The sequence below is a fragment of the Citrobacter sp. Cb028 genome (assembly GCF_030336705.1).
GTDB lineage: Bacteria > Pseudomonadota > Gammaproteobacteria > Enterobacterales > Enterobacteriaceae > Citrobacter > Citrobacter braakii.
This window is the reverse complement of sequence record NZ_JAOWCZ010000034.1, coordinates 1,311,784-1,334,648: the sequence shown is the minus strand read 5'-3', so window position 1 is coordinate 1,334,648 and position 22,865 is coordinate 1,311,784. Positions and strand designations below refer to the sequence as shown.

Here is a 22,865-nt window from a genome sequence, read left to right as displayed (position 1 = left end):
AGCGCCAGCTCAGGCAGAAGAAGGGACTAAAGCGCGTTGCGCCAGTGTTGCTCACCCGCAAGCAAGAAAGTGGAGGAGGTACGAAGAAGTGAAGGTAAACGCAAAAACATCCTGAACATATTGTCCATAATATTACAATTATCCGCAGTGTTGCTTCTCATCATCGCGGATGATAATTGTCCTCGGTAGTTAAACACAGATGATTTGTACCATAGCTTCAATGCGAACTCAAAGTCTTTTCACTTCTTTACCTGCCCCATTTGATTTTTGTTATAACGGCTCGACGCAAATCACATTATTATTCAGATTCAAAAATGAAAAATGCAGGAATACACATGGCGAAACCGATCATCACGCTTAACGGCCTAAAAATAGTCATTATGCTGGGCATGCTGGTTATCATCCTGAGCGGCATCCGCGTTGCCGCAGATATCATCGTCCCATTTATTCTGGCGTTATTTATTGCCGTCGTGCTTAACCCCGTGGTGCAGCGGATGGTCAAACTTCGCATACCGCGCGTAATAGCGGTATCATTGCTCATTGTTATTATTGTGATGCTAATGGTGTTGCTATTAGCGTATTTAGGTACATCCTTAAATGAGCTTGCGCGAACGCTGCCGCAGTATCGCTCTTCACTGGTTATCCCACTCAAAAACCTTGAGCCGTGGTTACAGCGCGTAGGGATCGGCGTTTCCGTGGATGAACTCGTCAAATATATCGACCCGAACGCGGCAATGACGCTGGTGACCAATTTACTGGCGCAGTTGTCTAATGCCATGTCATCGATATTTTTACTGCTGTTGACGGTGGTTTTTATGCTGCTGGAAGTACCGCAGTTACCCAACAAACTCAAACAAATGATGAGTCGTCCCATTGAGGGAATGGCGGCGATTCAACGCGCCATCGACAGTGTTTCCCACTATCTGGTGCTCAAAACGGCGATCAGCATTGTGACCGGGTTGGTGGCCTGGGGCATGCTCGCCGCACTCGACGTGCGTTTCGCTTTTGTCTGGGGACTGCTGGCCTTTGCGCTCAACTATATTCCTAATATCGGTTCGGTGCTGGCCGCCATTCCCCCTATTGCTCAGGTGCTGGTATTTAGCGGCCTTTATGACGCCCTAGTGGTTTTCGCAGGTTATCTGGTCATTAACCTGGTGTTCGGGAATATCCTCGAACCGCGGATTATGGGACGTGGACTTGGGTTGTCTACGCTGGTGGTGTTTCTGTCGTTAATCTTCTGGGGCTGGTTACTGGGGCCTGTCGGGATGCTGCTTTCTGTGCCGCTGACCATCATCGTGAAAATCGCGCTTGAGCAAACCAACGGTGGTCAAAGCATTGCCGTGTTGCTGAGCGATCTCAATAAAGAGTGAATTCGCCCCGCCATTGCGGGCATTTTTATCGTTTAGCCCGTAGCGCCAGAACGGCGCTACACAACGTAAATAACGCAATTATCCAGGCCATAGTCCATGGCGTTCCGTCGCTGAAGGCGGCCAGCAGCAATGACGAGATAATGCCGCTACCGTATTGTAACGCGCCAATCAGCGCGGAGGCTGAACCGGCGATGCTCGGTACTGCGTCCAGCGCAGCAGCGGTTGAAGTAGCAGCAATAATGCCATTCATTGAGAAAAACAGAAAAACGGTGATGATAATGGCCTCAACGCCACCTGACTCCAGCTTAACCAGCACCGCAAGCGCCACTGCAGCCAGCGCCGCCAGCATCGTCGCATACTTTAGCAGTTGCTCCAGAGAATGCCGTTGCACCAGACGACGGTTTACTACGCTCATGACCATGACTCCGACAATATTGAGCGCAAACAGCCAGCCGTATTGCTGTGGTTCAACATGGTAATAGCTAATATAAACAAACGGCGAACCGGTAATAAACGCATACGCGGCAACGTAATAACACGTCAGGCTCAGGGTGTAGCGCATAAAACGTCCATTGGCGAATAACGAACGATAATTACGAAATGCGCCAGCTAAAGAAGCTTTCACCCGTTTCTCTTCCGGCAATGTTTCCGGCAGCCAGTTTAAGGAGATAAACATCAGCGCCCCTATCACCGCCAGCAGCCAAAAAACAGAGTGCCAGGTGCTCAGGCGAATAATTTGTCCGCCAATCAACGGTCCTGCTATTGGCGCAATCGCCATGACCAGCACCAGAGTTGAAAGCATTTGCGCCGCGCGAGTACGTGCAAAGAGATCGCGGATCATCGCCCGCGCCAGCATAGGTCCGGTACAGGCCCCAAACGCCTGAAAAACTCGCCAGAAAACAATTTGCGTAATACTCGTGGACATCGCACATCCTGCGGAGCCGATGATAAAAAGCACCATGCCAATAAACAGCGGTTTACGCCGTCCCAGATGATCGCTTATCGGCCCCCAAATCAATTGCGCAATGGCGAAACCTACCAAAAAACCGGTGATCGTCAGTTCTACATTGCCATGCAAATCCTCTGCCATTGTCGGCATTGCCGGAAGATAAATGTCGGTGGAAAGCGAGGCAAAGGCCATCAGGCCACTGAGGATCAGAATAAAAGTAAGACCAGTCTGGCTTGCTATAGCCGCCGACGAGGCATGTTTACGTGTACTCATAGCGCCCTGTTATGTTCTAAAAAGTCAGGAAGCAGTATATACACGGCGTTTTACGGTGATTAGACGGTTAAAACCGTATGGGTTTATGAGCGGTAATCATGAATAGCGGAGTATTAAAAAGACGGCCTCCGCAGAGGCCGTCTTGGTTTGCGCTGACGATTACAGCGCTTTCAGGATCGCATCCACGCTGGCTTTGGCATCGCCAAACAGCATATGGGTGTTTTCTTTAAAGAACAGCGGGTTCTGCACGCCAGCATAGCCGGTGTTCATAGAGCGTTTGAACACGATAACGTTCTGCGCTTTCCATACTTCCAGCACCGGCATACCGGCCATTGGGCTACGCGGATCGTCCTGCGCCGCCGGGTTTACCGTATCGTTGGCGCCAATCACCAGCACGGTATCGGTATCGGCGAAATCATCATTGATTTCATCCATTTCCAGCACGATGTCATAGGGTACTTTGGCTTCCGCCAGCAGCACGTTCATATGACCTGGCAAGCGCCCTGCTACCGGGTGAATACCGAAACGTACCTTGATGCCGCGCGCGCGCAGTTTCTCGGTGATTTCAGCAACCGGGTATTGCGCCTGTGCCACGGCCATGCCATAGCCCGGGGTGATTATCACGGAGTGCGAATTCTTCAGCATTTCTGCCGTGTCTTCCGCATTAATCTCACGATGCTCACCGACTTCTTCATCAGACCCCGTAGAAGAACCGTCAGAACCAAAGCCACCGGCAATCACGCTGATAAACGAACGGTTCATCGCCTTACACATGATGTAAGACAGGATCGCACCGGAAGAACCGACCAGCGCACCGGTGACGATCAGCAGATCGTTGCTGAGCATAAAGCCCGCCGCCGCCGCCGCCCATCCTGAATAGGAGTTAAGCATTGAAACGACGACCGGCATATCCGCACCGCCGATGGACGCCACCAGATGCCAGCCAAAAGCTAACGCAATAATGGTCATCACCAGCAGCGCCAGAACCTGCAGACCCACGCTTTCGGTACGAACAAACACCACCAGCAGCAGGAAAGAAACAACCAGCGCCGCCAGGTTCATTTTGTGACGATTCGGCAGCATCAGCGGTTTAGAGGAGATCTTACCGCGCAGTTTGCCAAACGCCACCACGGAACCGGTAAAGGTCACCGCACCGATGAAGATACCAAGGAACACTTCCGTCAGGTGAATGTTCACCAGAATCGGTTCCAGGCCCGTGTCGTGATACAGGTAGCTGTTGAAACCCACCAGCACCGCCGCCAGACCGACGAAGCTGTGCAGAATCGCCACCAGCTCCGGCATCTCGGTCATCTCGACTTTCTTCGCCAGACGAATACCAATCGCGCCGCCGATGATCATCGCCACCAGGATCCACGCAACGTTGCCGGTCTCCGGGCCAAAAATCGTGGCAATCAGCGCAATCGCCATCCCGGCGATACCGTAGTTGTTACCCTGTTGAGAGGTTTCGTGTTTCGAAAGCCCCGCCAGGCTGAAAATAAACAGGATCGCGGCAACAATGTATGCAGCTGTAACTAATCCTCCAGACATATGTTACCCCTTAGTTTTTCCGGAACATTTTCAGCATGCGCTGAGTCACGGTGAAGCCACCGAAAATATTAATGCTGGCAATAAGCACCGCGATAAAGCTCAGGAAACTCACCCAGCCACCCTGGCCAATTTGCAATAACGCCCCGACAACGATGATCCCGGAGATAGCGTTCGTCACGGACATCAGCGGAGTGTGTAGCGCGTGCGACACATTCCAGACCACGTAGTAACCCACTACACAGGAAAGCGCAAACACCGTAAAGTGACCCAGGAACTCTTTCGGCGCGACATCAGCGAGCCAGCCAAACAGTATGACGACCAGCGCCATCAACGCATATTTGCGCCACGGTGAGGCCGGTTTTTTCTCTTCTTTCGGCGCGGGCGCGGCTTTTGGCGCAGCCTGCGGCTGAGCAGAAACCTGGATCGGCGGCGCAGGCCAGGTGATTTCACCCTCGCGAACCACCGTAACGCCACGTACGACCACGTCGTCAAAATCGACGGTGATATTGCCGTCTTTCTCTTTACACAACAGCTTGAGCAGGTTAACAAGGTTCGTGCCATAAAGCTGGGAAGACTGCGTCGGCAGTCGGCCTGGCAGATCGGTATAACCGATAACCTTCACCCCGTTCTCGGTGGTGGTCACCTGGTTGGGCACGGTATATTCGCAGTTACCGCCGTTTTGCGCGGCGAGATCGACAATCACGCTGCCCGCCTTCATCGAATCGACCATTTCACGGGTGATCAGTTTCGGTGCCGGTTTGCCCGGAATCAACGCGGTGGTAACGATAATATCAACGTCTTTCGCCTGTGCGGCGAAGAGCGCCATTTCAGCTTTGATGAACGCTTCGGACATCACCTTGGCGTAACCGTCGCCGCTGCCGGCCTCTTCTTTAAAGTCCAGTTCGAGGAACTCAGCGCCCATACTCTGAACTTGTTCTTTCACTTCCGGACGAGTGTCAAAAGCACGAACGATAGCGCCCAGGCTGTTTGCCGCACCGATAGCTGCCAGACCAGCCACACCCGCACCAATCACCATGACCTTGGCAGGTGGAACCTTGCCCGCGGCGGTGATCTGGCCGGTGAAGAAGCGGCCAAATTCATGAGCGGCTTCAACAATGGCCCGATACCCGGCGATATTCGCCATCGAGCTTAAGGCATCAAGCGACTGCGCGCGCGAAATACGCGGCACGGAGTCCATCGCCATAACCGTCACGTTGCGCTCTGCCAGCTTTTGCAATAACTCAGGGTTTTGCGCGGGCCAAAGAAAACTCACCAGCGTCGTGCCCGGGTTGAGCAACGGGATTTCCGCCTCTTCCGGCGCGTTGACCTTCAGGATGATCTCTGACTGCCAGACGGCATTTCCGTCAACAATTTCTGCGCCTGCTTGTACAAACGCCTTATCGTCAAAACTTGCCAGTTGACCTGCACCGCTTTCAACCGCGACGCTGAAACCCAACTTAAGCAGCTGCTCAACCGTCTTCGGCGTAGCTGCGACGCGGGTTTCATTGGTTAACCGTTCTCTTGGTATGCCAATTCGCATAATGTTCCCTTCCATCTGTATTTGTGATGATGGTTTATCAATGTTCGCACGAGGCATGCGCGCACTCTCGAAAGAGGTCAGTGTTACCCCAATAAAATAAAACAGTAACAAACTCTGTATAACCTACTGAAAATGACGCCTGTGATCTAGCGCCAAAAAACAGTATTTATTATGAAATTCGCGAAATAGAGATGAATCGAACCGCTGGCAGATAAAATACCCTAAAAATAGCCCACAAAGGCTGATAATTCGCTCAAGCGAAGCGGCAAAACATGATTACGTGCCTGCCAAAAACAATTGATTAACATTAAATTAACTTATGAAATTCAACTGCTTTATCAGTTTTGGTCGCCAAACGCCGAAATTTTCGACATATCACAAAATGTTATCTGTGTTGTTACGTCACGTGGCACGATGAGTGAAAAATGACGCAGACACTGACACAATTTAAATGCAATAATCAGCGACGTTTCTAGTCAATAACAATACCAGTACCTGGTTTGCGCAAGGCGAAGGATTATTTTTATGAAGCTTAAGAACACTCTCCTGGCGTCCGCACTTATTTCTGCGACTGCTTTTTCTGTAAATGCAGCGACAGAATTGACGCCGGAGCAAGCGGCTGCCCTGAAACCCTATGACCGCATTGTGGTTACCGGTCGTTTTAATGCTATCGGTGACGCGGTGACCGCCGTATCACGCCGTGCAGATAAAGACGGTGCAGCCTCCTTTTATGTTGTTGATACCTCAGATTTTGGCAGCGGCGGTAACTGGCGCGTTGTAGCCGACATCTATAAAGCCGATGCTGAAAAAGCGGAAGCGTCCAAAAACCGTGTCATTAACGGCGTTATGGAATTACCGAAAGATCAAGCCGTTCTGATAGAACCATTCGATACCGTTACGGTGCAGGGTTTCTACCGCAGCCAGCCTGAAGTGAACGATGCCATCACCAAAGCAGCGAAAGAGAAAGGCGCTTACTCCTTCTACATCGTGCGCCAGGTCGATGCCAACCAGGGCGGCAACCAGCGTATTACCGCATTTATCTATAAAGCTGATGCGAAAAAACGCGTAGTACAAAGCCCTGATGCGATCCCAGCAGATTCAGATGCCGGACGTGCCGCATTAGCTGCCGGTGGCGAAGCCGCGAAGAAAGTTGAGATCCCAGGCGTTGCGACTACCGCGTCTCCGAGCGCTGAAGTCGGTCGTTTCTTCGAAACGCAATCCACCAAAGGTGGGCGTTACACTGTCACGCTGCCGGATGGAACCAAAGTTGAAGAACTGAACAAAGCAACCGCCGCTATGATGGTGCCGTTCGACAGCATCAAGTTCACCGGTAACTATGGCAACATGACTGAAATCTCTTACCAGGTTGCCAAACGCGCAGCGAAGAAAGGCGCTAAGTATTATCACATCACCCGCCAGTGGTCTGAACGTGGTAATAACATGACCATCAGCGCTGACCTGTATAAGTAATACTCAGTACCTTATCAGGTCTACAGCCTTGTAGACCTGATAATTTCCCGCCATCCTCCCCTCGGGCGAAACAAAAACAGCAGTATTAAGACTACTTTTCACACTATTAGTCACAAATCTCTCTATCCCCATTGCATGCGTTCTCTTCTCTCCGTAAAATCCCGCGCCTTAGTGGCTTTCACCATTTTTATGCGGTTTGCCAAAATAATTATTCTCTCACTCTCGTTTTTGTCACTGGATACAAATGGAAAAGAAATTGGGTCTGAGCGCACTCACCGCGCTGGTTTTAAGCTCAATGCTCGGCGCTGGTGTTTTCAGCCTGCCACAAAATATGGCGGCGGTAGCAAGCCCGGCTGCATTACTGATTGGTTGGGCGATTACCGGTGCGGGTATCCTTTTGCTCGCCTTTGCCATGCTGATTCTGACGCGTATCCGTCCTGAACTGGATGGCGGCATATTTACCTATGCACGTGAAGGTTTCGGTGAGCTGATTGGCTTCTGCTCCGCGTGGGGATACTGGCTGTGTGCTGTTATCGCTAACGTTTCGTATCTGGTGATCGTTTTCTCTGCGCTCAGCTTCTTTACCGACACGCCGGAGTTACGTCTGTTTGGCGACGGTAATACCTGGCAGTCGATTGTTGGCGCATCGGTGCTGTTGTGGGTAGTCCATTTTCTGGTGCTGCGTGGTGTGCAAACGGCAGCCAGTATTAACCTGGTGGCGACGCTGGCGAAATTACTGCCGCTTGGTCTGTTTATCGTGCTGGCGTTTATGCTGTTTAAGCTCGACACCTTTACCCTCGATTTTACCGGCGTAGCGTTGGGCGTTCCCGTCTGGGAGCAGGTAAAAAACACCATGCTCATCACCCTGTGGGTTTTCATCGGTGTGGAAGGCGCGGTGGTGGTTTCAGCTCGTGCCAGAAACAAACGCGACGTCGGACGCGCTACGCTGCTGGCGGTACTCGCCGCGCTGGGCGTTTACCTGCTTGTCACCCTGCTGTCTCTGGGCGTTGTCGCACGTCCCGAACTGGCGGAGATCCGCAACCCGTCAATGGCCGGTCTGATGGTGAAAATGATGGGGCCATGGGGGGAAATTATTATTGCCGCAGGTCTGATTGTCTCCGTGTGCGGTGCTTATTTAAGCTGGACGATTATGGCGGCGGAAGTGCCGTTCCTCGCCTCCACGCACAAAGCGTTTCCACGCATTTTTGCGCGGCAGAACGCGCAAGGCGCGCCATCGGCGTCGCTGTGGCTGACCAACATCTGCGTACAGATTTGCCTGGTGCTGATCTGGCTCACAGGTTCCGACTACAATACGTTATTAACCATCGCCTCAGAAATGATTCTGGTGCCCTATTTACTGGTCGGCGCATTTCTGCTGAAAATTGCCACTCGTCCAATTCATAAGGCTGTCGGTATCGGAGCGAGTATTTATGGCATATGGTTATTGTATGCGTCAGGTCCGATGCACCTGCTGCTGTCTGTGGTGCTGTATGCGCCAGGGCTGCTGGTCTTCCTTTATGCCCGTAAAACACACGCGCATGAAAACGTATTAAAACGCCAGGAAATGGCGCTGATCGGCCTGCTGCTTGTTGCTGCTGTTCCGGCGACCTGGATGTTGATGGGGTAACATTGTCCCCATCGTTCGCGACACATGGAGATTACGATGGGTAAAAAACCCCCTTTGCCAATTCTTATCACCGGAGGAGGTCGACGTATCGGCCTCGCCGTCGCATGGCACTTTATTAATCAAAAACAGCCAGTTATCGTTAGCTACCGCACGCATTATCCGGCTATTGATGGCCTGCGAGATGCGGGGGCGCTGTGTATCCAGGCTGATTTTTCCACCGATGAAGGCGTACTGGCCTTTGCGGATGAGGTCAAAGCACAGACGGATGGCCTGCGCGGTATTGTGCATAATGCCAGTGCCTGGCTTGCAGAAAAGCCCGGTGCGCCGTTAACCGAAGTGCTGTCAGCCATGATGCAGATTCACGTCAATACCCCCTACCTGCTCAACCACGCGCTGGAAGGATTGCTGCGCGGGCATGGACACGCGGCCAGCGATATTATCCATTTTACGGATTATGTTGTAGAGCGTGGCAGCGATAAGCACATTGCTTATGCTGCCAGCAAAGCGGCGCTGGACAACATGACCCGCTCGTTCGCGCGCAAACTGGCACCGGAAGTGAAAGTGAACGCGATTGCCCCCTCGCTAATCCTGTTTAACGAGGGTGACGATGCAGAGTATCGTCAGCAGGCATTGAACAAATCACTGATGAAAACAGCGCCGGGTGAAAAAGAGGTCATTGATTTAATTGACTATCTGTTGACCAGCTGTTTTGTCACCGGGCGTAGTTTTGCCCTTGATGGCGGACGTCATCTGCGTTAGTGCAGTTTAATCCAACAAAAAATAAGCAACCATGCGCTCAGGCCCCAGCACACCACTGAACCGCCGAGCGCAACGGGTAAGCGCATAAATCCGGTGAAATACCACAGCGAAACGAGGTAGACAAAATAGGGAATAATCGACCACATGCTGAAGACAATGGTTGTACGCAACGCTTCGATCCCACGTTCACTGGCCACGATATAGTGGGCAATCAACGCAAAGGTCGGGAACAACGGAATTAATCCGGCAATATAGTAGTTCTTTGTTTTCGCCAGCACACCAATCAACACCACCACCAGCGCACCGAGCGCCGCTTTTATAACGAGTCCCATCACTCTGCCTTAACACATCAATAACATCAGCCCCTAGCATAACGGAAGCGTTCTTGTTTAGAAAAGATTAATGGAAGGAAAAACCGGGGCGGTGTATGTTGGCGTTTTATATTCAAAATGAATGATATGAACACCATCGTATTTGTTGAAGATGATCCCGAAGTTGGCTCGCTGATTGCAGCCTATCTGGCCCGGCATGATATTGAGGTTATCGTTGAGCCTCGAGGTGATTTGGCCGAGGAGAAAATCCTGCAAGTTCAACCCGATTTGGTGTTATTAGATATCATGCTGCCGGGCAAAGATGGGATGACTATCTGCCGCGATTTGCGCGGACGCTGGCAGGGTCCAATTGTCCTGCTCACCTCGCTGGACAGCGATATGAACCATATTCTGGCGCTGGAAATGGGTGCCTGTGACTATATTCTGAAGACAACGCCGCCAGCTGTACTGCTTGCTCGCCTGCGTCTGCATCTGCGCCAGAATGAACACTCAGTCCAGTCTAAAGGCATTCAGGCGGCAACCATCACGCCGCACACAACGCTGCGCTTTGGCACACTCACTATCGACCCAACCAATCGTTCGGTGCTGCTCGGCGGCGAGCAAGTCTCACTCTCCACCGCAGATTTTGAATTACTGTGGGAGCTGGCAACCCATGCCGGGCAAATTATGGACCGCGATGCGCTGCTGAAGAACCTGCGCGGCGTAAGTTATGACGGCATGGATCGCAGCGTTGATGTCGCGATTTCCCGGTTACGCAAAAAACTGCTCGATAACGCGACTGAACCCTATCGAATCAAAACGGTGCGCAACAAAGGTTATCTGTTCGCACCGCACGCCTGGGACGATGAACCTCAAATGTAATCCCTCCGGGCCGACCATTATACGTTACACCGTCACTTTTAATATCATCCAGATTTGGGTGATGAAGATGGTGAGTATCATCACCGCGAATTAGTCAGCCCTCAAGTAAGATCCAAGCCTTCCCTTGCACGGAAGGCTTTCTTTTGTGTCAACTAAACGTCAGCCCGTCGTATTTTTTCCAACGGTAATTTATTGCAGAAATAATCCAGCAGCCGATAAAGACGCCAATAATCGCAAACCCGACATTCCCCATATGGTCACTCAACTCGCTGACGGTATCCCACAAACCTCCCTGGAGCGAAAATGCGTCAGAGAGAAGCCCCAGCGCCTCCAGCCCGCCAATAAAAAGCGCAACAATTACCGAGGTCCCGGTGATGGTCATATTGTAATAGAGCTTACGCTGCGGCTTATTGAATGCCCATCCGTAGGCCTCAACCATCAGGATACTGTCAAGGCAGTCAATCAGCGCCATGCCGCAGGTAAACAGCGTCGGGAACACGAGAATTGACCACACCGACATGCCACTGGACGCGCTTGAAGCAGAAATTCCGAGCAGAGAAATTTCAGTAGCGGTATCAAAACCCAGGCCAAACAAAAAGCCGACAAAATACATATGCCAGTCTTTGCCTACCAGCCGAAACGCCGAGCGGAAAAGCCAGTTCAGCGGGCCTGAAACTGTCATTTCCTCTGTGGTGCCATCGTAAGTACCGGTGCGTTTTAGATGACGAAAAGCCTTCCAGACATGACAGAATATAACGAGATTAATGGTAGCCAGAATCAGCAGAAATACGGCAGAGACCGTGGTACCTATCAGACCGCCGACATTCTGAAACCATGCCATGTGTTGCTTAAACACGCTGGTGGTCAACGCAATGCCAATGCTTGCCAGTACCACAATGGTAGAATGCCCCAGAGAAAACCAGGCTCCCGTCGTCAGGGCGCGTTTTTTCTGCTGCATGAGTTTACGCGTAGCGCTATCTATCGCGGCGATATGATCGGCATCAACAGCATGGCGCAAACCATAGCACCACGCGATCAAACTAAGCGCCAGTAACGACGTGTTGTTGCTAAACGCGCTGTAAGCCCACAGCCACGCCACGATGTTTGCCCCGATGAGTAAGACCATCAACAAAATAATGTTCGGGCGTTTTTTTAATAATAAAAACAATGCGTTCATTGCTCACAGCCTGTCAAATTTGCGCTAAAAAACACATTACACCGCCGTTCACTGATTGATTAATAAAACATTTACCAGGCTAATGATAACTCTAAAGAATTACCAGCCCAGTGTCGTAGATCAAAATTGATTACCCCCAAAAGCGAGTTCCGCGCTCGCTAACTCTGCGATGCGCAGGGGTATCGTGGCGCAGTCTCCTTCTTGCAGAAACCAGGCAGACGACAACCCACACCAGGCAATAATCCACATCAGCAAACGTTGCCGTTCAATCCTCGCGATTTCAGACACAATATTTACCCGTTGTGCGAATCTTTCTGGCTCAATGGCGACAGGTTTGGTGGGATCGGCAAGATCGGGATTAGTAAAAATATCGGCGTAATCAAAGCCACGCTCGCCCACCAGCCCTTTAGGATCGATAGCCAGCCATCCTTTCGTTCCGAAATCAAGAATATTGCCGTGGTGTAAGTCACCGTGCAATACGACTTCATTCTGGGGAGAGGAGAGCAATACGTTTGCCACCTCTGCACAATGCGTCAGGATGCCGCCATGCTTTTTCGCGGCAGGAGCCAGATCGCGAAACCAATAAAGTAGCGGTGTTAACGCAGGCGTTGACGCATTCCGGGGGAGATGGAGTCGACTGGCTGCATGGCAAATAATGCGACAGGCCTGCGCATCATTGCCAGACCAGGACATGTCCGCTAAAGACCCCGCCCCTGTTGCACGTTCTAACAGAATCGCCCCTGCTGCATGAGCAAGCACTTTCGCAGCACCATTCCCGTTCCACCAGACCATTAGTTCGCAGCCGTTTCGTTCACTGTCATCGTCGGTGAGTTTGAGTATGGCTTTCTGACCATCTTTGGTCACCACGGGCAAAAGCTGTGATGTGTGCGTCTCAAACGGTTGGCCATCAGGAGTAAGTCCCCAACGGCTGAGCCAGGTGTTGAACAGACTATTTTCCAAACATTATCCTCATTTTTCGCCGGAAATGACTCTCGACAGGGACGGTGTAGACATTATTCCTGCTTTCTGCTGGTTGGGCCACAACGACCCACGCCCACCATTCCTGGCTTATCGTGTAGAGCACGAAAGACCACACCCTTGCGTATCGGTGTGCCATGCTGACTGTGTTTTTTCAAGAGAGGAAGACACGATGATCACGTTATGCAAAGCCTGTGGAACATCCTATGAGGTGGCAGACGCCCTTCCTGAACATTGCGATATCTGCCAGGACGAACGTCAGTATGTTCCCGCGACCGGGCAGGAATGGGTCGATTTTGTCGCACTTTGTGCTTCGCACACAAATAAGTGGCGGCAGCATGACAGCGCCCTCCTCAGCATCCGCACCGTTCCTGGTTTTGCAATTGATCAACGGGCGTTTATTCTGCGTACTCCGGAAGGCAATATTTTATGGGACTGCATTGCCACGCTCGACGACGCCACAAAAATGCTAATAACGTCCCTGGGCGGGCTTAAGGCCATCGCGATTTCGCATCCTCATTACTACACCACCATGCAAGACTGGGCTGACGAATTTAACGCTCCCATTTATCTCCATACCAACGACCGCAAGTGGGTAATGCGCGACAGCCCATGGATTAAATTTTGGGATGGCGACACCCTGGAACTGACACGCGACGTCAGTGTGATACGCCTCGGCGGACACTTTGCTGGCGGCTGCGTTCTGCACTGGGCGCGAGATGAAGGCGTGGTGCTTTCCGGCGATATCGTTCAGGTCACCCCTGGGGCGCATGCCGTCTCCTTTATGTGGAGCTACCCCAATATGTTGCCATTGCCAGCCGCAACGGTCAGCGACATTACCCACCGCCTGAGTACGGTGAAATTTAAGCAACTCTATGGCGCGTTTGAAGGGAAAGACATAACGAAAAATGCCGATGACATCGTGCAGCGCTCAGGTGAAAAGTACGTTTCCTGTCTCAAGTAAGCAGGCTGCCTGTCACTGACGTTCACCAGGATGAAATGGGATAGAAATGATAGGCCGCTCCGATGACAGACACATTCACTATCACACTGATAATGAAGTAGGTTTTGAATGGCTGTTTTTGTGTTTTATGGCGAAAGAGTTGTTGAGCGGCTATCGCGCCCCCCCACCCGCCAACAACGCCAAACAGCAGCAAAGTGGACTCTGGTACTCGGCGCCAGGCCCTGCGCGCTGCCATTTTATCCGCACCGTACATTGCCAACGTCAGTATGTTGGCGAGCAAAAACCATATAACAAAGGGATGCGAGGTGAAAATGCAGCCTAACGCTGCGAAAATAAGTAGTAAATAACAACAGCGATTGAAATTCATATTTTTATATCACAGCAATTTTGAGAGTATCGGTGAGCATTATATTATGTATTCGGTGATTTTTTATGAAGAAGCTGTTTGTACAGTTTTATCTCCTGCTGTTTGTCTGCTTTCTGGTGATGACCCTGCTGGTCGGCCTGGTCTATAAATTCACCGCAGAGCGCGCAGGCAGACAATCGCTCGACGATTTAATGAAAAGCTCGTTATACCTGATGCGCAGCGAGCTTCGCGAGATCCCGCCACGTGACTGGGGTAAAACGCTGAAGGAGATGGATTTGAACCTCTCCTTTGACCTGCGCGTTGAACCGCTAAATAAGTACACGCTGGACGTTCAAACAATGCAACGTTTGCGCGAAGGCGATATCGTGGCGCTTGACGATCAGTACACATTTATTCAACGGATCCCACGCAGCCATTACGTGCTGGCCGTCGGCCCGCTTCCCTATCTCTATTTTCTCCATCAAATGCGCTTGCTGGACATCGCGTTGATGGCGTTTATTGCCATCTCGCTGGCCTTTCCGGTACTTATCTGGATGCGACCGCACTGGCAGGAAATGCTGCGACTGGAAGCTGCTGCACAGCGTTTTGGGGAAGGACATCTGGGCGAACGCCTCCATTTTGACAGCGGTTCCAGCTTTGAGCGATTGGGTATCGCGTTTAACCAGATGGCAGACAATATCAATGCGCTAATCGCCAGTAAGAAACAACTTATCGATGGCATTGCCCATGAGCTTCGTACCCCACTGGTACGCCTACGTTATCGTCTGGAAATGAGTGATAACCTCACCGCGCAGGAATCCCAGGCGCTGAATCGCGATATTGGTCAACTGGAAGGGTTAATCGAAGAATTACTGACCTATGCCCGGCTGGACCGCCCGCAAAATGAACTGAAGCTCAGCGTACCGGACTTGGCCGTTTGGCTGACAACCCATCTGGAGGATGTGCAAAGCGTAAACCCTGAGCGTGCGGTGCGCTTACGCCATCTTAATATTGGCGACTACGGCGCGCTGGATATGCGCCTGATGGAGCGCGTACTGGATAATCTACTGAATAACGCCCTGCGCTATTGCCAGTCTACGGTGCAAGCAAGCCTGTTATTGAACGGCAATCAGGCGACGCTGGTTGTGGAAGATGACGGTCCCGGTATTGCTCCAGACGCTCGCGAACAGGTTTTTGAACCGTTTGTACGCCTTGACCCCAGCCGTGACCGGGCGACCGGTGGTTGCGGGCTTGGGCTAGCCATTGTTCACTCGATCGCATTGGCTATGGGCGGTACGGTCGTTTGTGATGAAAGTGAACTCGGCGGCGCCCGCTTTTGTTTCAGTTGGCCCGTCTGGCATAACATTCCTGAAATTTCAGCTGCCTGACCCATTCGGCTCGGTGGTCAAATGGTGTAGGTTGTGCTATAAAAAAGTATGTTGTAACTAAAATGGTAAATCTATGGCCCGTTACGATCTCGTCGACCGCCTGAACGGCACCTTCCGCCAGATGGAGCAAGAGCTGGCGCTTCTGAACGACAATCTTTTGCAGCAGACGCTGCTGATTGCGCGCGTCTTCTCGTTACCGGAAGTGGCCAAAGAGGCAGAGCATGCCCCACTGCAGAACATTGATGTTAAGCAACATTTAGGTAAAGAGGCTGAAACGCTGGCGCTACGCCACTATCGTCATCTGTTTATCCAGCAACAGTCCGAGAATCGTAGCAGCAAAGCGGCCGTCCGCCTGCCAGGCGTACTGTGTTATCAGGTAGATAACGCAGTTCAGCACGCTCTGGAAGAGCAAATACAGCGTATTAACCAGCTAAAAACCACCTTCGAGCGCATTGTCACGGTGGAATCAGGGCTGGCACCGGCAGCGCGTTTTGAATGGGTGCATCGCCACCTGCCGGGACTGATTACGCTGAATGCCTATCGTACGCTCACCCTTGTCAGAGAGCCTGCCACCCTGCGATTTGGCTGGGCCAACAAACACATTATTAAAAATCTGAAACGCGATGAAGTACTGCAACAACTGGAAAAAAGCCTGACGTCGCCGCGCAGCGTACATCCCTGGACGCGGGAAGAGTGGCAGGCGAAGCTTGAACGGGAATATCAGGATGTCGCCGCCCTGGGCCAGCAGGCGCGCCTGAAGATTAAACGGCCGGTAAAGGTGCAGCCCATCGCCCGCGTCTGGTACAAAGGAGAACAAAAGCAGGTGCAATATGCCTGCCCGACGCCCTTGATCGCGTTGCTCAACAATGAAAACGGCATGACCGTACCAGATATCGGCGAGTTACTGAATTATGATGCCGACAATGTTCAGCATCGTTTTAAACCTCAGGCGCAGCCGTTGAGATTGATTATTCCCCGGCTGCACCTGTACGTTGCGGATTAACTGCCTGACCGCATACTGCCAACCATCAGTTCCGGGCGTACCCAGCTGTCAAACTCCGCTTCGGTTAGATACCCCAGCGCCAGGGCGGAGGCTTTTAACGTCAGCCCCTCTTTGTGCGCCTTTTTGGCAATTTCAGCGGCTTTATCATAACCGATATGGGTATTGAGCGCGGTCACCAGCATTAGCGACTCGTTGAGCAGTTGATCGATTCGTTCACGATTAGGCTCGATTCCTGTCGCGCAGTGCTCGTTAAAGCTTTCCATACCGTCAGCCAGCAGACGCACCGACTGCAGGAAATTGTGGATGACCATTGGTCGGTAAACGTTGAGCTCAAAATTACCTGACGCTCCGCCCATGTTGATGGCGACATCGTTGCCCATTACCTGACAGCAAAGCATGGTCAGCGCTTCACACTGGGTAGGATTGACCTTACCCGGCATAATGGAGCTGCCCGGTTCATTTTCAGGAATCGAAATTTCGCCAATCCCGCAACGTGGACCGGATGCCAGCCAGCGCACATCGTTGGCGATTTTCATCAGCGATGCCGCCAACCCTTTTAGCGCGCCGTGGGCGTGAACCAGTGCATCGCAGGTAGCTAGCGCTTCAAATTTATTCGGTGCGGTAACGAACGGCGCACAGGTAATGTCCCGCAATTCATCCGCGACCCGACGGGCATATTCCGGATGCGTGTTCAGTCCGGTCCCTACCGCGGTTCCTCCCAGCGCCAGTTCCGCCACGTGGGGTAAGCTGTTTTCAATGTGTCTGAGGTTATGTTCAAGCATTGCCACCCAGCCGGAAATCTCCTGGCCGAGCGTAAGCGGGGTTGCATCTTGCAGATGTGTACGACCAATTTTGACGATATCCGCGAAAGCGTGTGATTTATCACTGAGCGTTTTGGTTAACACATTTAACTGCGGGATCAGTGAGTTACGCAGTGACAGCAGCGCGGCAACGTGCATTGCGGTCGGGAACACATCATTCGAGCTTTGGCTTTTATTAACATCATCGTTGGGGTGAACTTTCCGTTCCATCCCCCGCACGCCGCCCAGCAACTCGCTGGCCCGGTTTGCCAGCACCTCGTTCATGTTCATATTGCTTTGCGTACCTGACCCGGTTTGCCAGATGGCCAGCGGAAACTCATCGCGGTGTTTATCCGCCAACACCTCATCTGCGGCCTGCATAATAGCCCTGGCTTTATCCTCCGCCAGTAGCCCGAGATCCTGGTTAACCTTTGCTGCAGCGCGTTTCGTCAGCGCCAGCGCATGGATCAGCGAGACCGGCATTTTCTCCGTAGAGATACGAAAATGCTCCAGCGAACGTTGAGTTTGCGCGCCCCAAAGCTTATCGGCTGGAACATCAATCGCCCCCATTGAATCATTCTCGCGGCGTACCGTTACCATTACCTGCTCCTTACATTAACAATTGATTAGGTTATGTTTCGACATTGCCCATTTGCATTGGTCTTATGAGTATTAACGAGGATTAATCTGTCGTTTGGTGGTTCGTGCGGTAAAAAAAACCGCCCCGAAGGGCGGCTGACGTTACTTAACGCAGCGTGCGCACTGCGACGTCTGAATCTGCTTGAAGAAATCGTTGCCTTTGTCATCCACCAGGATAAACGCCGGGAAATCTTCCACTTCAATTTTCCAGATGGCTTCCATCCCCAGTTCAGGGTATTCCACACACTCCAGACTCTTGATACTGCCCTGGGCCAGCACCGCTGCCGGGCCGCCGATACTGCCTAAGTAGAAGCCGCCATGCTTATGACAGGCATCGGTCACCTGCTGGCTGCGGTTGCCTTTCGCCAGCATGATCATGCTGCCACCTGCGGACTGAAGCTGGTCAACATACGAATCCATACGCCCTGCCGTGGTTGGTCCAAGCGAACCAGAGGCATAGCCTTCCGGCGTTTTTGCCGGGCCAGCGTAATAGATCGGATGATCTTTAACATACTGCGGCAAACTTTCGCCGTTATCCAGCCGTTCTTTCAGTTTCGCATGCGCAATATCACGGCCAACAATGATGGTACCGTTAAGCGACAGACGTGTAGAAACCGGGTATTGCGACAGCTGAGCCAGGATCTCTTTCATCGGACGATTGAGGTCAACGCGTACCGCTTCGCCTTCTCCCGCCTGGCGCAACTCTTCTGGTATATATTTGCCAGGATTATGCTCCAGTTTTTCGATCCAGATACCTTCACGGTTGATCTTAGCTTTGATATTTCGATCGGCTGAGCAAGAAACGCCCATACCAACCGGACACGACGCACCGTGACGCGGCAGGCGGATCACGCGGATATCATGAGCGAAATACTTCCCGCCGAACTGCGCGCCCAGCCCCAAATTCTGTGCCTCAATCAGCAGCTCTTTTTCCAGCTCCACATCGCGGAATGCCTGACCATGTTCGTTACCTTCGGTCGGCAGCTCATCGTAATATTTAGCCGACGCCAGTTTCACCGTTTTCAGCGTGGCTTCCGCTGAGGTTCCACCGATCACAAACGCAATGTGATACGGCGGGCAAGCCGCTGTTCCCAGCGTTCGCATCTTCTCAACCAGGTAATTTTTTAATTTGCCCGGCGTGAGCAGCGCTTTGGTCTCCTGGTACAGATAGGTTTTGTTCGCCGAACCACCGCCTTTGGCAATACACAGGAATTTGTATTCATCGCCATCAACGGTATACAAATCTATCTGTGCCGGCAGGTTGGTACCGGTGTTCACCTCTTTATACATATCCAGCGCGGCGTTTTGTGAATAGCGCAGGTTGTCTTCGATGTAGGTGTTATACACACCGCGCGCCAGCGCAGCTTCATCCCCGCCGCCGGTCCAGACGCGCTGACCTTTTTTACCCACGATAATCGCGGTGCCGGTGTCCTGACAGGTCGGCAAAATACCTTTTGCCGCAATATCAGAATTCCGCAGGAATTGCAGGGCCACATATTTGTCGTTTTCGCTGGCCTCCGGGTCACGCAGAATGTCGGCCACCTGCTGCTGATGCGCTGGACGCAGCATAAACGATGCATCATGGAAGGCCTGACGAGCCAGCAGCGTTAAGGCTTGCGGCGCGACTTTAACGATCTCCTGCCCTTCAAATTCGGCAACGGAGACATGGTCGCTGGTCAGCAGATAGTATTCGGTATCATCCTTTTTGAGGGGGAAAGGATGCTGATAATGAAAGGGTTTGTTTGACATTGTGCTCTCACTTACTGCTCGGTCTGGTTATTCTCTGGGCAGATGTTCCATTGCCCTGCTTCCCTGCCGCAGGTCGGGTTGTAGAAGGAAAGGCTTTCTGCAACCGGAATTACTCAGGGTATTAAAAGCGAGTCACCATATCCTACACAATTTTTTAACAAAAACTGAGACAAGTACGACTTTTTACATGTGCAGGTTACTTCGCTCAGGGTTTCTTGGTTTAATAGCCGTAGAAAATTCCACATTGAAACAGGGCTTGAGAATGCAAAAACTCATCAACTCAGTGCAGAACTACGCCTGGGGAAGTAAAACTGCGTTAACGGAACTTTATGGGATTGCCAACCCCACTCAGCAACCGATGGCTGAGCTGTGGATGGGCGCGCATCCGAAAAGCAGTTCGCAGGTTCTGGACGCTAACGGCCAGACGGTCGCTCTGCGTGATGTCATCGAACACGATAAATCCGCACTGTTAGGCGATGCCGTTGCGAAACGCTTTGGTGAACTGCCTTTCCTGTTTAAAGTGCTGTGCGCCGCGCAACCTCTTTCGATTCAGGTTCATCCTAACAAGCACAACTCTGAAATCGGATTTGCCAAAGAAAACGCGGCGGGGATCCCGATGGATGCCGCCGAGCGCAATTACAAAGATCCTAACCACAAACCGGAACTGGTTTTTGCTTTGACACCGTTCCTGGCGATGAACGCATTCCGCGAGTTCTCTGACATTGTCGCATTGTTACAACCGGTTTCCGCCGCGCATCCGGCTATTGCGCATTTCCTGCAGGAACCGAGCGCGGAACGTCTGAGCTATCTTTTCGCCAGCTTGCTGAATATGCAGGATGAGGAGAAATCCCATGCGCTGGCGATCCTGAAATCGGCGCTGAACAGCCAGCAGGGTGAACCGTGGCAAACCATTCGCCTGATCGCCGATTTCTATCCGAATGACAGCGGGCTCTTCTCCCCGCTGCTGCTCAATGTGGTGAAACTCAATCCTGGAGAAGCGATGTTCTTATTTGCCGAAACCCCACACGCCTACCTGCAAGGTGTGGCGCTGGAGGTAATGGCTAACTCGGACAACGTGCTGCGCGCCGGACTGACGCCAAAATACATTGATATCCCGGAGCTGGTCGCCAACGTTAAGTTTATCGCCAAGCCAGCCAATCAACTGCTGACCACGCCAGTTAAGACTGACAGCGAACTGGACTTCCCCATTCCGGTCGACGATTTCGCGTTCTCCTTACATGAACTGACCGCCAATGGCGCAGATATCAGCCAGCAAAGTGCGGCCATTTTGTTCTGCATCGAAGGTGAAGCCGTGCTGAGCAAGGGCGAGCAGCGTCTGGTGCTGCAGCCGGGTGAGTCGGCCTTTATTAGCGCGAATGAATCGCCGGTAAACATCAGCGGCACGGGCCGTTTAGCTCGGGTTTATAACAAGCTGTAGCAAGATACTGATATTTTTAACAACTCTTGCTAAGCTGTAGTGAGTTAAAGACATGTCACTCCTCCAGGCGTCTTCAAACGCCTGGTTTTATTTTATGGATATCAAAATGAAAAAATCGCTGGTAGCTGCGGGTGTGGTGGTTGCACTGGGTATCGTCTGGACGGGCGGCGCCTGGTACACAGGAAAGAAACTCGAAACGCATCTCGCCGAGATGGTGACGCAGGCAAACGATCAGTTAAAACGCTACTCCCCAGAGGCGGGCATTGAACTGAGTTATCAAAACTACCAGCGCGGCGTGTTCAATAGCCAACTGCAGTTGGTGGTGAAACCTGTTGCCGGGCAGGCAGATTCCTGGCTGAAACCGGGACAAAGCATCGTCCTGAATGAAACCGTTGATCACGGTCCTTTCCCGCTGGCTCAGCTGAAATCACTGAATCTTGTTCCGGCAATGGCCTCCGTGAAAACGACGCTGGTCAATAACGACGTGACGAAACCGCTGTTTGATATTGCCAAAGGTGAGACGCCATTCATCATTAATTCCCGTATTGGCTACAGTGGGGATACCCGTTCCGATCTCTCCCTCAAACCGCTGAACTACGAGAAAGGCGACGAAAAAGTGGCCTTTAGTGGCGGGGAGTTCCAGTTTACGGCAGATAAGGATGGTAATGCGGTGTCGCTGACTGGCGAGGCGCAAAGTGGCCTGGTCAATGCCGTCAATGAGTATGATCAGAAAGTACAAGTTACTTTCAATAACCTGAAAACTGAAGGTTCCAGCAGTATCGCAAGCTTTGGTGAGCGCATCGGCGATCAGAAATTGTCCCTCGAAAAACTGTCGATTTCAGTCGAGGGCAAAGAGCTGGCGGTGCTGGAAGGCATGGGTATCGATGGCAAATCCGATCTGATTAACGATGGCAAAACCGTCAACAGCCAGTTGGATTACACCCTGAACAGCCTTAAATTGCAGGGCCAGGATATGGGGAGCGGTAAGCTGACGTTGAAAGTTGGCCAGATTGACGGTGAAGCACTGCACAAGTTCAGCCAGCAGTACAGCGCCCAAACCAAAGCGCTGATGGCGCAGATTGATGTGGTCCAAAATCCTGAGCTTTATCAGCAGAAAGTCACCGAAGCCTTCTTTAGTGCGCTACCGATTTTGATGAAAGGCGAACCGGTTGTCACCATTGCTCCACTGAGCTGGAAGAATGCAAAAGGTGAAACCACATTTAATCTGTCACTGCTGCTAAAAGATCCGACCGCAAACACGGTGGAGCCGCAAACGCTGGCCCAGGAAGTGGATCGTTCCGTCAAATCGCTGGATGCGAAACTGACCATCCCTGTCGATATGGCGACTGAGTTCATGACGCAAATTGCCAAACTGGAAGGATATCAGCAGGAAGAAGCGGCTGGTCTGGCGAAGCAACAGGTTAATGGCCTGGCGGCGATGGGGCAGATGTTCCGCATTACGACTTTGCAGGACAACGTTATCGGTACCAGCCTGCAATACGCAAACGGCCAGGTGACGCTGAACGGACAAAAAATGCCGCTGGATGAGTTTGTTGGTATGTTCGGTATGCCTTCTCTTACACAGCCGGATGCCCCTGCCATCCCGCAACAATAATCACTCGTCAGTGACAGGCCCGATAACAGTGTTTATCGG

General features: G+C 51.9%; 20 protein-coding genes. 10 read left to right on the top strand and 10 right to left on the bottom strand.

The window, feature by feature from the left end; translation table 11 throughout:
• Window positions 1-26: 26 nt before the first annotated feature.
• Window positions 27-197, bottom strand: a complete 171-nt coding sequence (locus tag OGV75_RS23645) for a protein YdgV (protein ID WP_085951052.1) — start codon at window positions 195-197, stop codon at window positions 27-29.
• 138 nt (window positions 198-335) lie between these two features.
• Between OGV75_RS23645 and OGV75_RS16065 the strand changes: the two genes are divergently transcribed.
• Complete coding sequence (locus OGV75_RS16065) at window positions 336-1,370, top strand: AI-2E family transporter (RefSeq protein WP_065554464.1); 1,035 nt, start codon at window positions 336-338, stop codon at window positions 1,368-1,370.
• Between the two features lie 25 nt (window positions 1,371-1,395).
• Here the strand turns inward: OGV75_RS16065 and OGV75_RS16060 are convergent, their stop codons facing one another.
• The 3 genes from OGV75_RS16060 to pntA all read right to left on the bottom strand — a co-directional run bounded on the left by OGV75_RS16060 (window position 1,396) and on the right by pntA (window position 5,680).
• Window positions 1,396-2,592, bottom strand: coding sequence for a multidrug effflux MFS transporter (locus tag OGV75_RS16060; RefSeq protein ID WP_131379293.1), 1,197 nt, complete (start codon window positions 2,590-2,592; stop codon window positions 1,396-1,398).
• Window positions 2,593-2,751: 159 nt separating this feature from the next.
• Window positions 2,752-4,140, bottom strand: coding sequence for a Re/Si-specific NAD(P)(+) transhydrogenase subunit beta (gene pntB, locus OGV75_RS16055; RefSeq protein WP_286480895.1), 1,389 nt, complete (start codon window positions 4,138-4,140; stop codon window positions 2,752-2,754).
• A gap of 10 nt (window positions 4,141-4,150) precedes the next feature.
• Window positions 4,151-5,680 (bottom strand): Re/Si-specific NAD(P)(+) transhydrogenase subunit alpha, encoded by a 1,530-nt coding sequence (gene pntA / locus OGV75_RS16050; RefSeq protein WP_029139532.1) that lies wholly within the window; start codon window positions 5,678-5,680, stop codon window positions 4,151-4,153.
• Between the two features lie 525 nt (window positions 5,681-6,205).
• Here pntA and ydgH point away from each other — a divergent pair.
• From ydgH to folM, 3 genes are all read left to right on the top strand, one after another.
• Window positions 6,206-7,150: a DUF1471 family protein YdgH gene (ydgH, locus tag OGV75_RS16045; protein WP_016156455.1), complete on the top strand. Its 945-nt coding sequence runs from the start codon at window positions 6,206-6,208 to the stop codon at window positions 7,148-7,150.
• 244 nt (window positions 7,151-7,394) lie between these two features.
• Window positions 7,395-8,777 (top strand): amino acid permease, encoded by a 1,383-nt coding sequence (locus tag OGV75_RS16040; RefSeq protein ID WP_016153028.1) that lies wholly within the window; start codon window positions 7,395-7,397, stop codon window positions 8,775-8,777.
• Window positions 8,778-8,813: 36 nt separating this feature from the next.
• On the top strand, window positions 8,814-9,536 hold the full coding sequence (gene folM / locus OGV75_RS16035) for a dihydromonapterin reductase (RefSeq protein WP_019076752.1): 723 nt from the start codon (window positions 8,814-8,816) through the stop codon (window positions 9,534-9,536).
• Here the strand turns inward: folM and OGV75_RS16030 are convergent.
• Entirely contained in the window at window positions 9,533-9,868 is a 336-nt protein-coding gene (locus OGV75_RS16030; RefSeq protein ID WP_016153026.1) for a GlpM family protein, read from the bottom strand. The two genes, folM and OGV75_RS16030, sit on opposite strands and share 4 nt — an antisense overlap.
• Window positions 9,869-9,985: 117 nt before the next feature.
• On the opposite strand from OGV75_RS16030, the gene rstA reads away from it, so the two are divergent.
• Window positions 9,986-10,729 carry a two-component system response regulator RstA gene (gene rstA / locus OGV75_RS16025; RefSeq protein ID WP_016153025.1) on the top strand — a complete coding sequence of 248 codons (744 nt, stop codon included), beginning with the start codon at window positions 9,986-9,988 and terminating at the stop codon, window positions 10,727-10,729.
• Between the two features lie 148 nt (window positions 10,730-10,877).
• Here the strand turns inward: rstA and OGV75_RS16020 are convergent, their stop codons facing one another.
• Window positions 10,878-11,906: a HoxN/HupN/NixA family nickel/cobalt transporter gene (locus OGV75_RS16020; protein WP_200013708.1), complete on the bottom strand. Its 1,029-nt coding sequence runs from the start codon at window positions 11,904-11,906 to the stop codon at window positions 10,878-10,880.
• Window positions 11,907-12,026: 120 nt separating this feature from the next.
• Window positions 12,027-12,866 (bottom strand): aminoglycoside phosphotransferase family protein, encoded by an 840-nt coding sequence (locus OGV75_RS16015; RefSeq protein WP_286480894.1) that lies wholly within the window; start codon window positions 12,864-12,866, stop codon window positions 12,027-12,029.
• 190 nt (window positions 12,867-13,056) lie between these two features.
• On the opposite strand from OGV75_RS16015, the gene OGV75_RS16010 reads away from it, so the two are divergent.
• Window positions 13,057-13,848 (top strand): MBL fold metallo-hydrolase, encoded by a 792-nt coding sequence (locus tag OGV75_RS16010; RefSeq protein ID WP_200013710.1) that lies wholly within the window; start codon window positions 13,057-13,059, stop codon window positions 13,846-13,848.
• Between the two features lie 22 nt (window positions 13,849-13,870).
• Here OGV75_RS16010 and OGV75_RS16005 read toward each other — a convergent pair whose 3' ends face one another.
• Window positions 13,871-14,215, bottom strand: coding sequence for a DUF1294 domain-containing protein (locus OGV75_RS16005; protein WP_049041453.1), 345 nt, complete (start codon window positions 14,213-14,215; stop codon window positions 13,871-13,873).
• Window positions 14,216-14,280: 65 nt separating this feature from the next.
• On the opposite strand from OGV75_RS16005, the gene rstB reads away from it, so the two are divergent.
• The gene (rstB, locus tag OGV75_RS16000) at window positions 14,281-15,582 is read left to right on the top strand and encodes a two-component system sensor histidine kinase RstB (protein WP_016153020.1); all 1,302 of its coding nucleotides are present in this window, start codon (window positions 14,281-14,283) and stop codon (window positions 15,580-15,582) included.
• Between the two features lie 73 nt (window positions 15,583-15,655).
• Window positions 15,656-16,585, top strand: coding sequence for a DNA replication terminus site-binding protein (gene tus / locus OGV75_RS15995; protein ID WP_286480893.1), 930 nt, complete (start codon window positions 15,656-15,658; stop codon window positions 16,583-16,585).
• Here the strand turns inward: tus and fumC are convergent.
• Both fumC and fumB read right to left on the bottom strand, forming a co-directional pair.
• Window positions 16,582-17,985, bottom strand: a complete 1,404-nt coding sequence (gene fumC / locus OGV75_RS15990; RefSeq protein WP_286480892.1) for a class II fumarate hydratase — start codon at window positions 17,983-17,985, stop codon at window positions 16,582-16,584. The two genes, tus and fumC, sit on opposite strands and share 4 nt — an antisense overlap.
• A gap of 141 nt (window positions 17,986-18,126) precedes the next feature.
• Window positions 18,127-19,773 (bottom strand): class I fumarate hydratase, encoded by a 1,647-nt coding sequence (fumB, locus tag OGV75_RS15985; RefSeq protein WP_016153017.1) that lies wholly within the window; start codon window positions 19,771-19,773, stop codon window positions 18,127-18,129.
• Between the two features lie 262 nt (window positions 19,774-20,035).
• Here fumB and manA point away from each other — a divergent pair, with 262 nt between their 5' ends.
• The gene (manA, locus tag OGV75_RS15980) at window positions 20,036-21,211 is read left to right on the top strand and encodes a mannose-6-phosphate isomerase (protein WP_286480890.1); all 1,176 of its coding nucleotides are present in this window, start codon (window positions 20,036-20,038) and stop codon (window positions 21,209-21,211) included.
• A gap of 106 nt (window positions 21,212-21,317) precedes the next feature.
• Complete coding sequence (locus OGV75_RS15975; RefSeq protein ID WP_200013712.1) at window positions 21,318-22,826, top strand: YdgA family protein; 1,509 nt, start codon at window positions 21,318-21,320, stop codon at window positions 22,824-22,826.
• The last annotated feature ends 39 nt before the right edge of the window (window positions 22,827-22,865 follow it).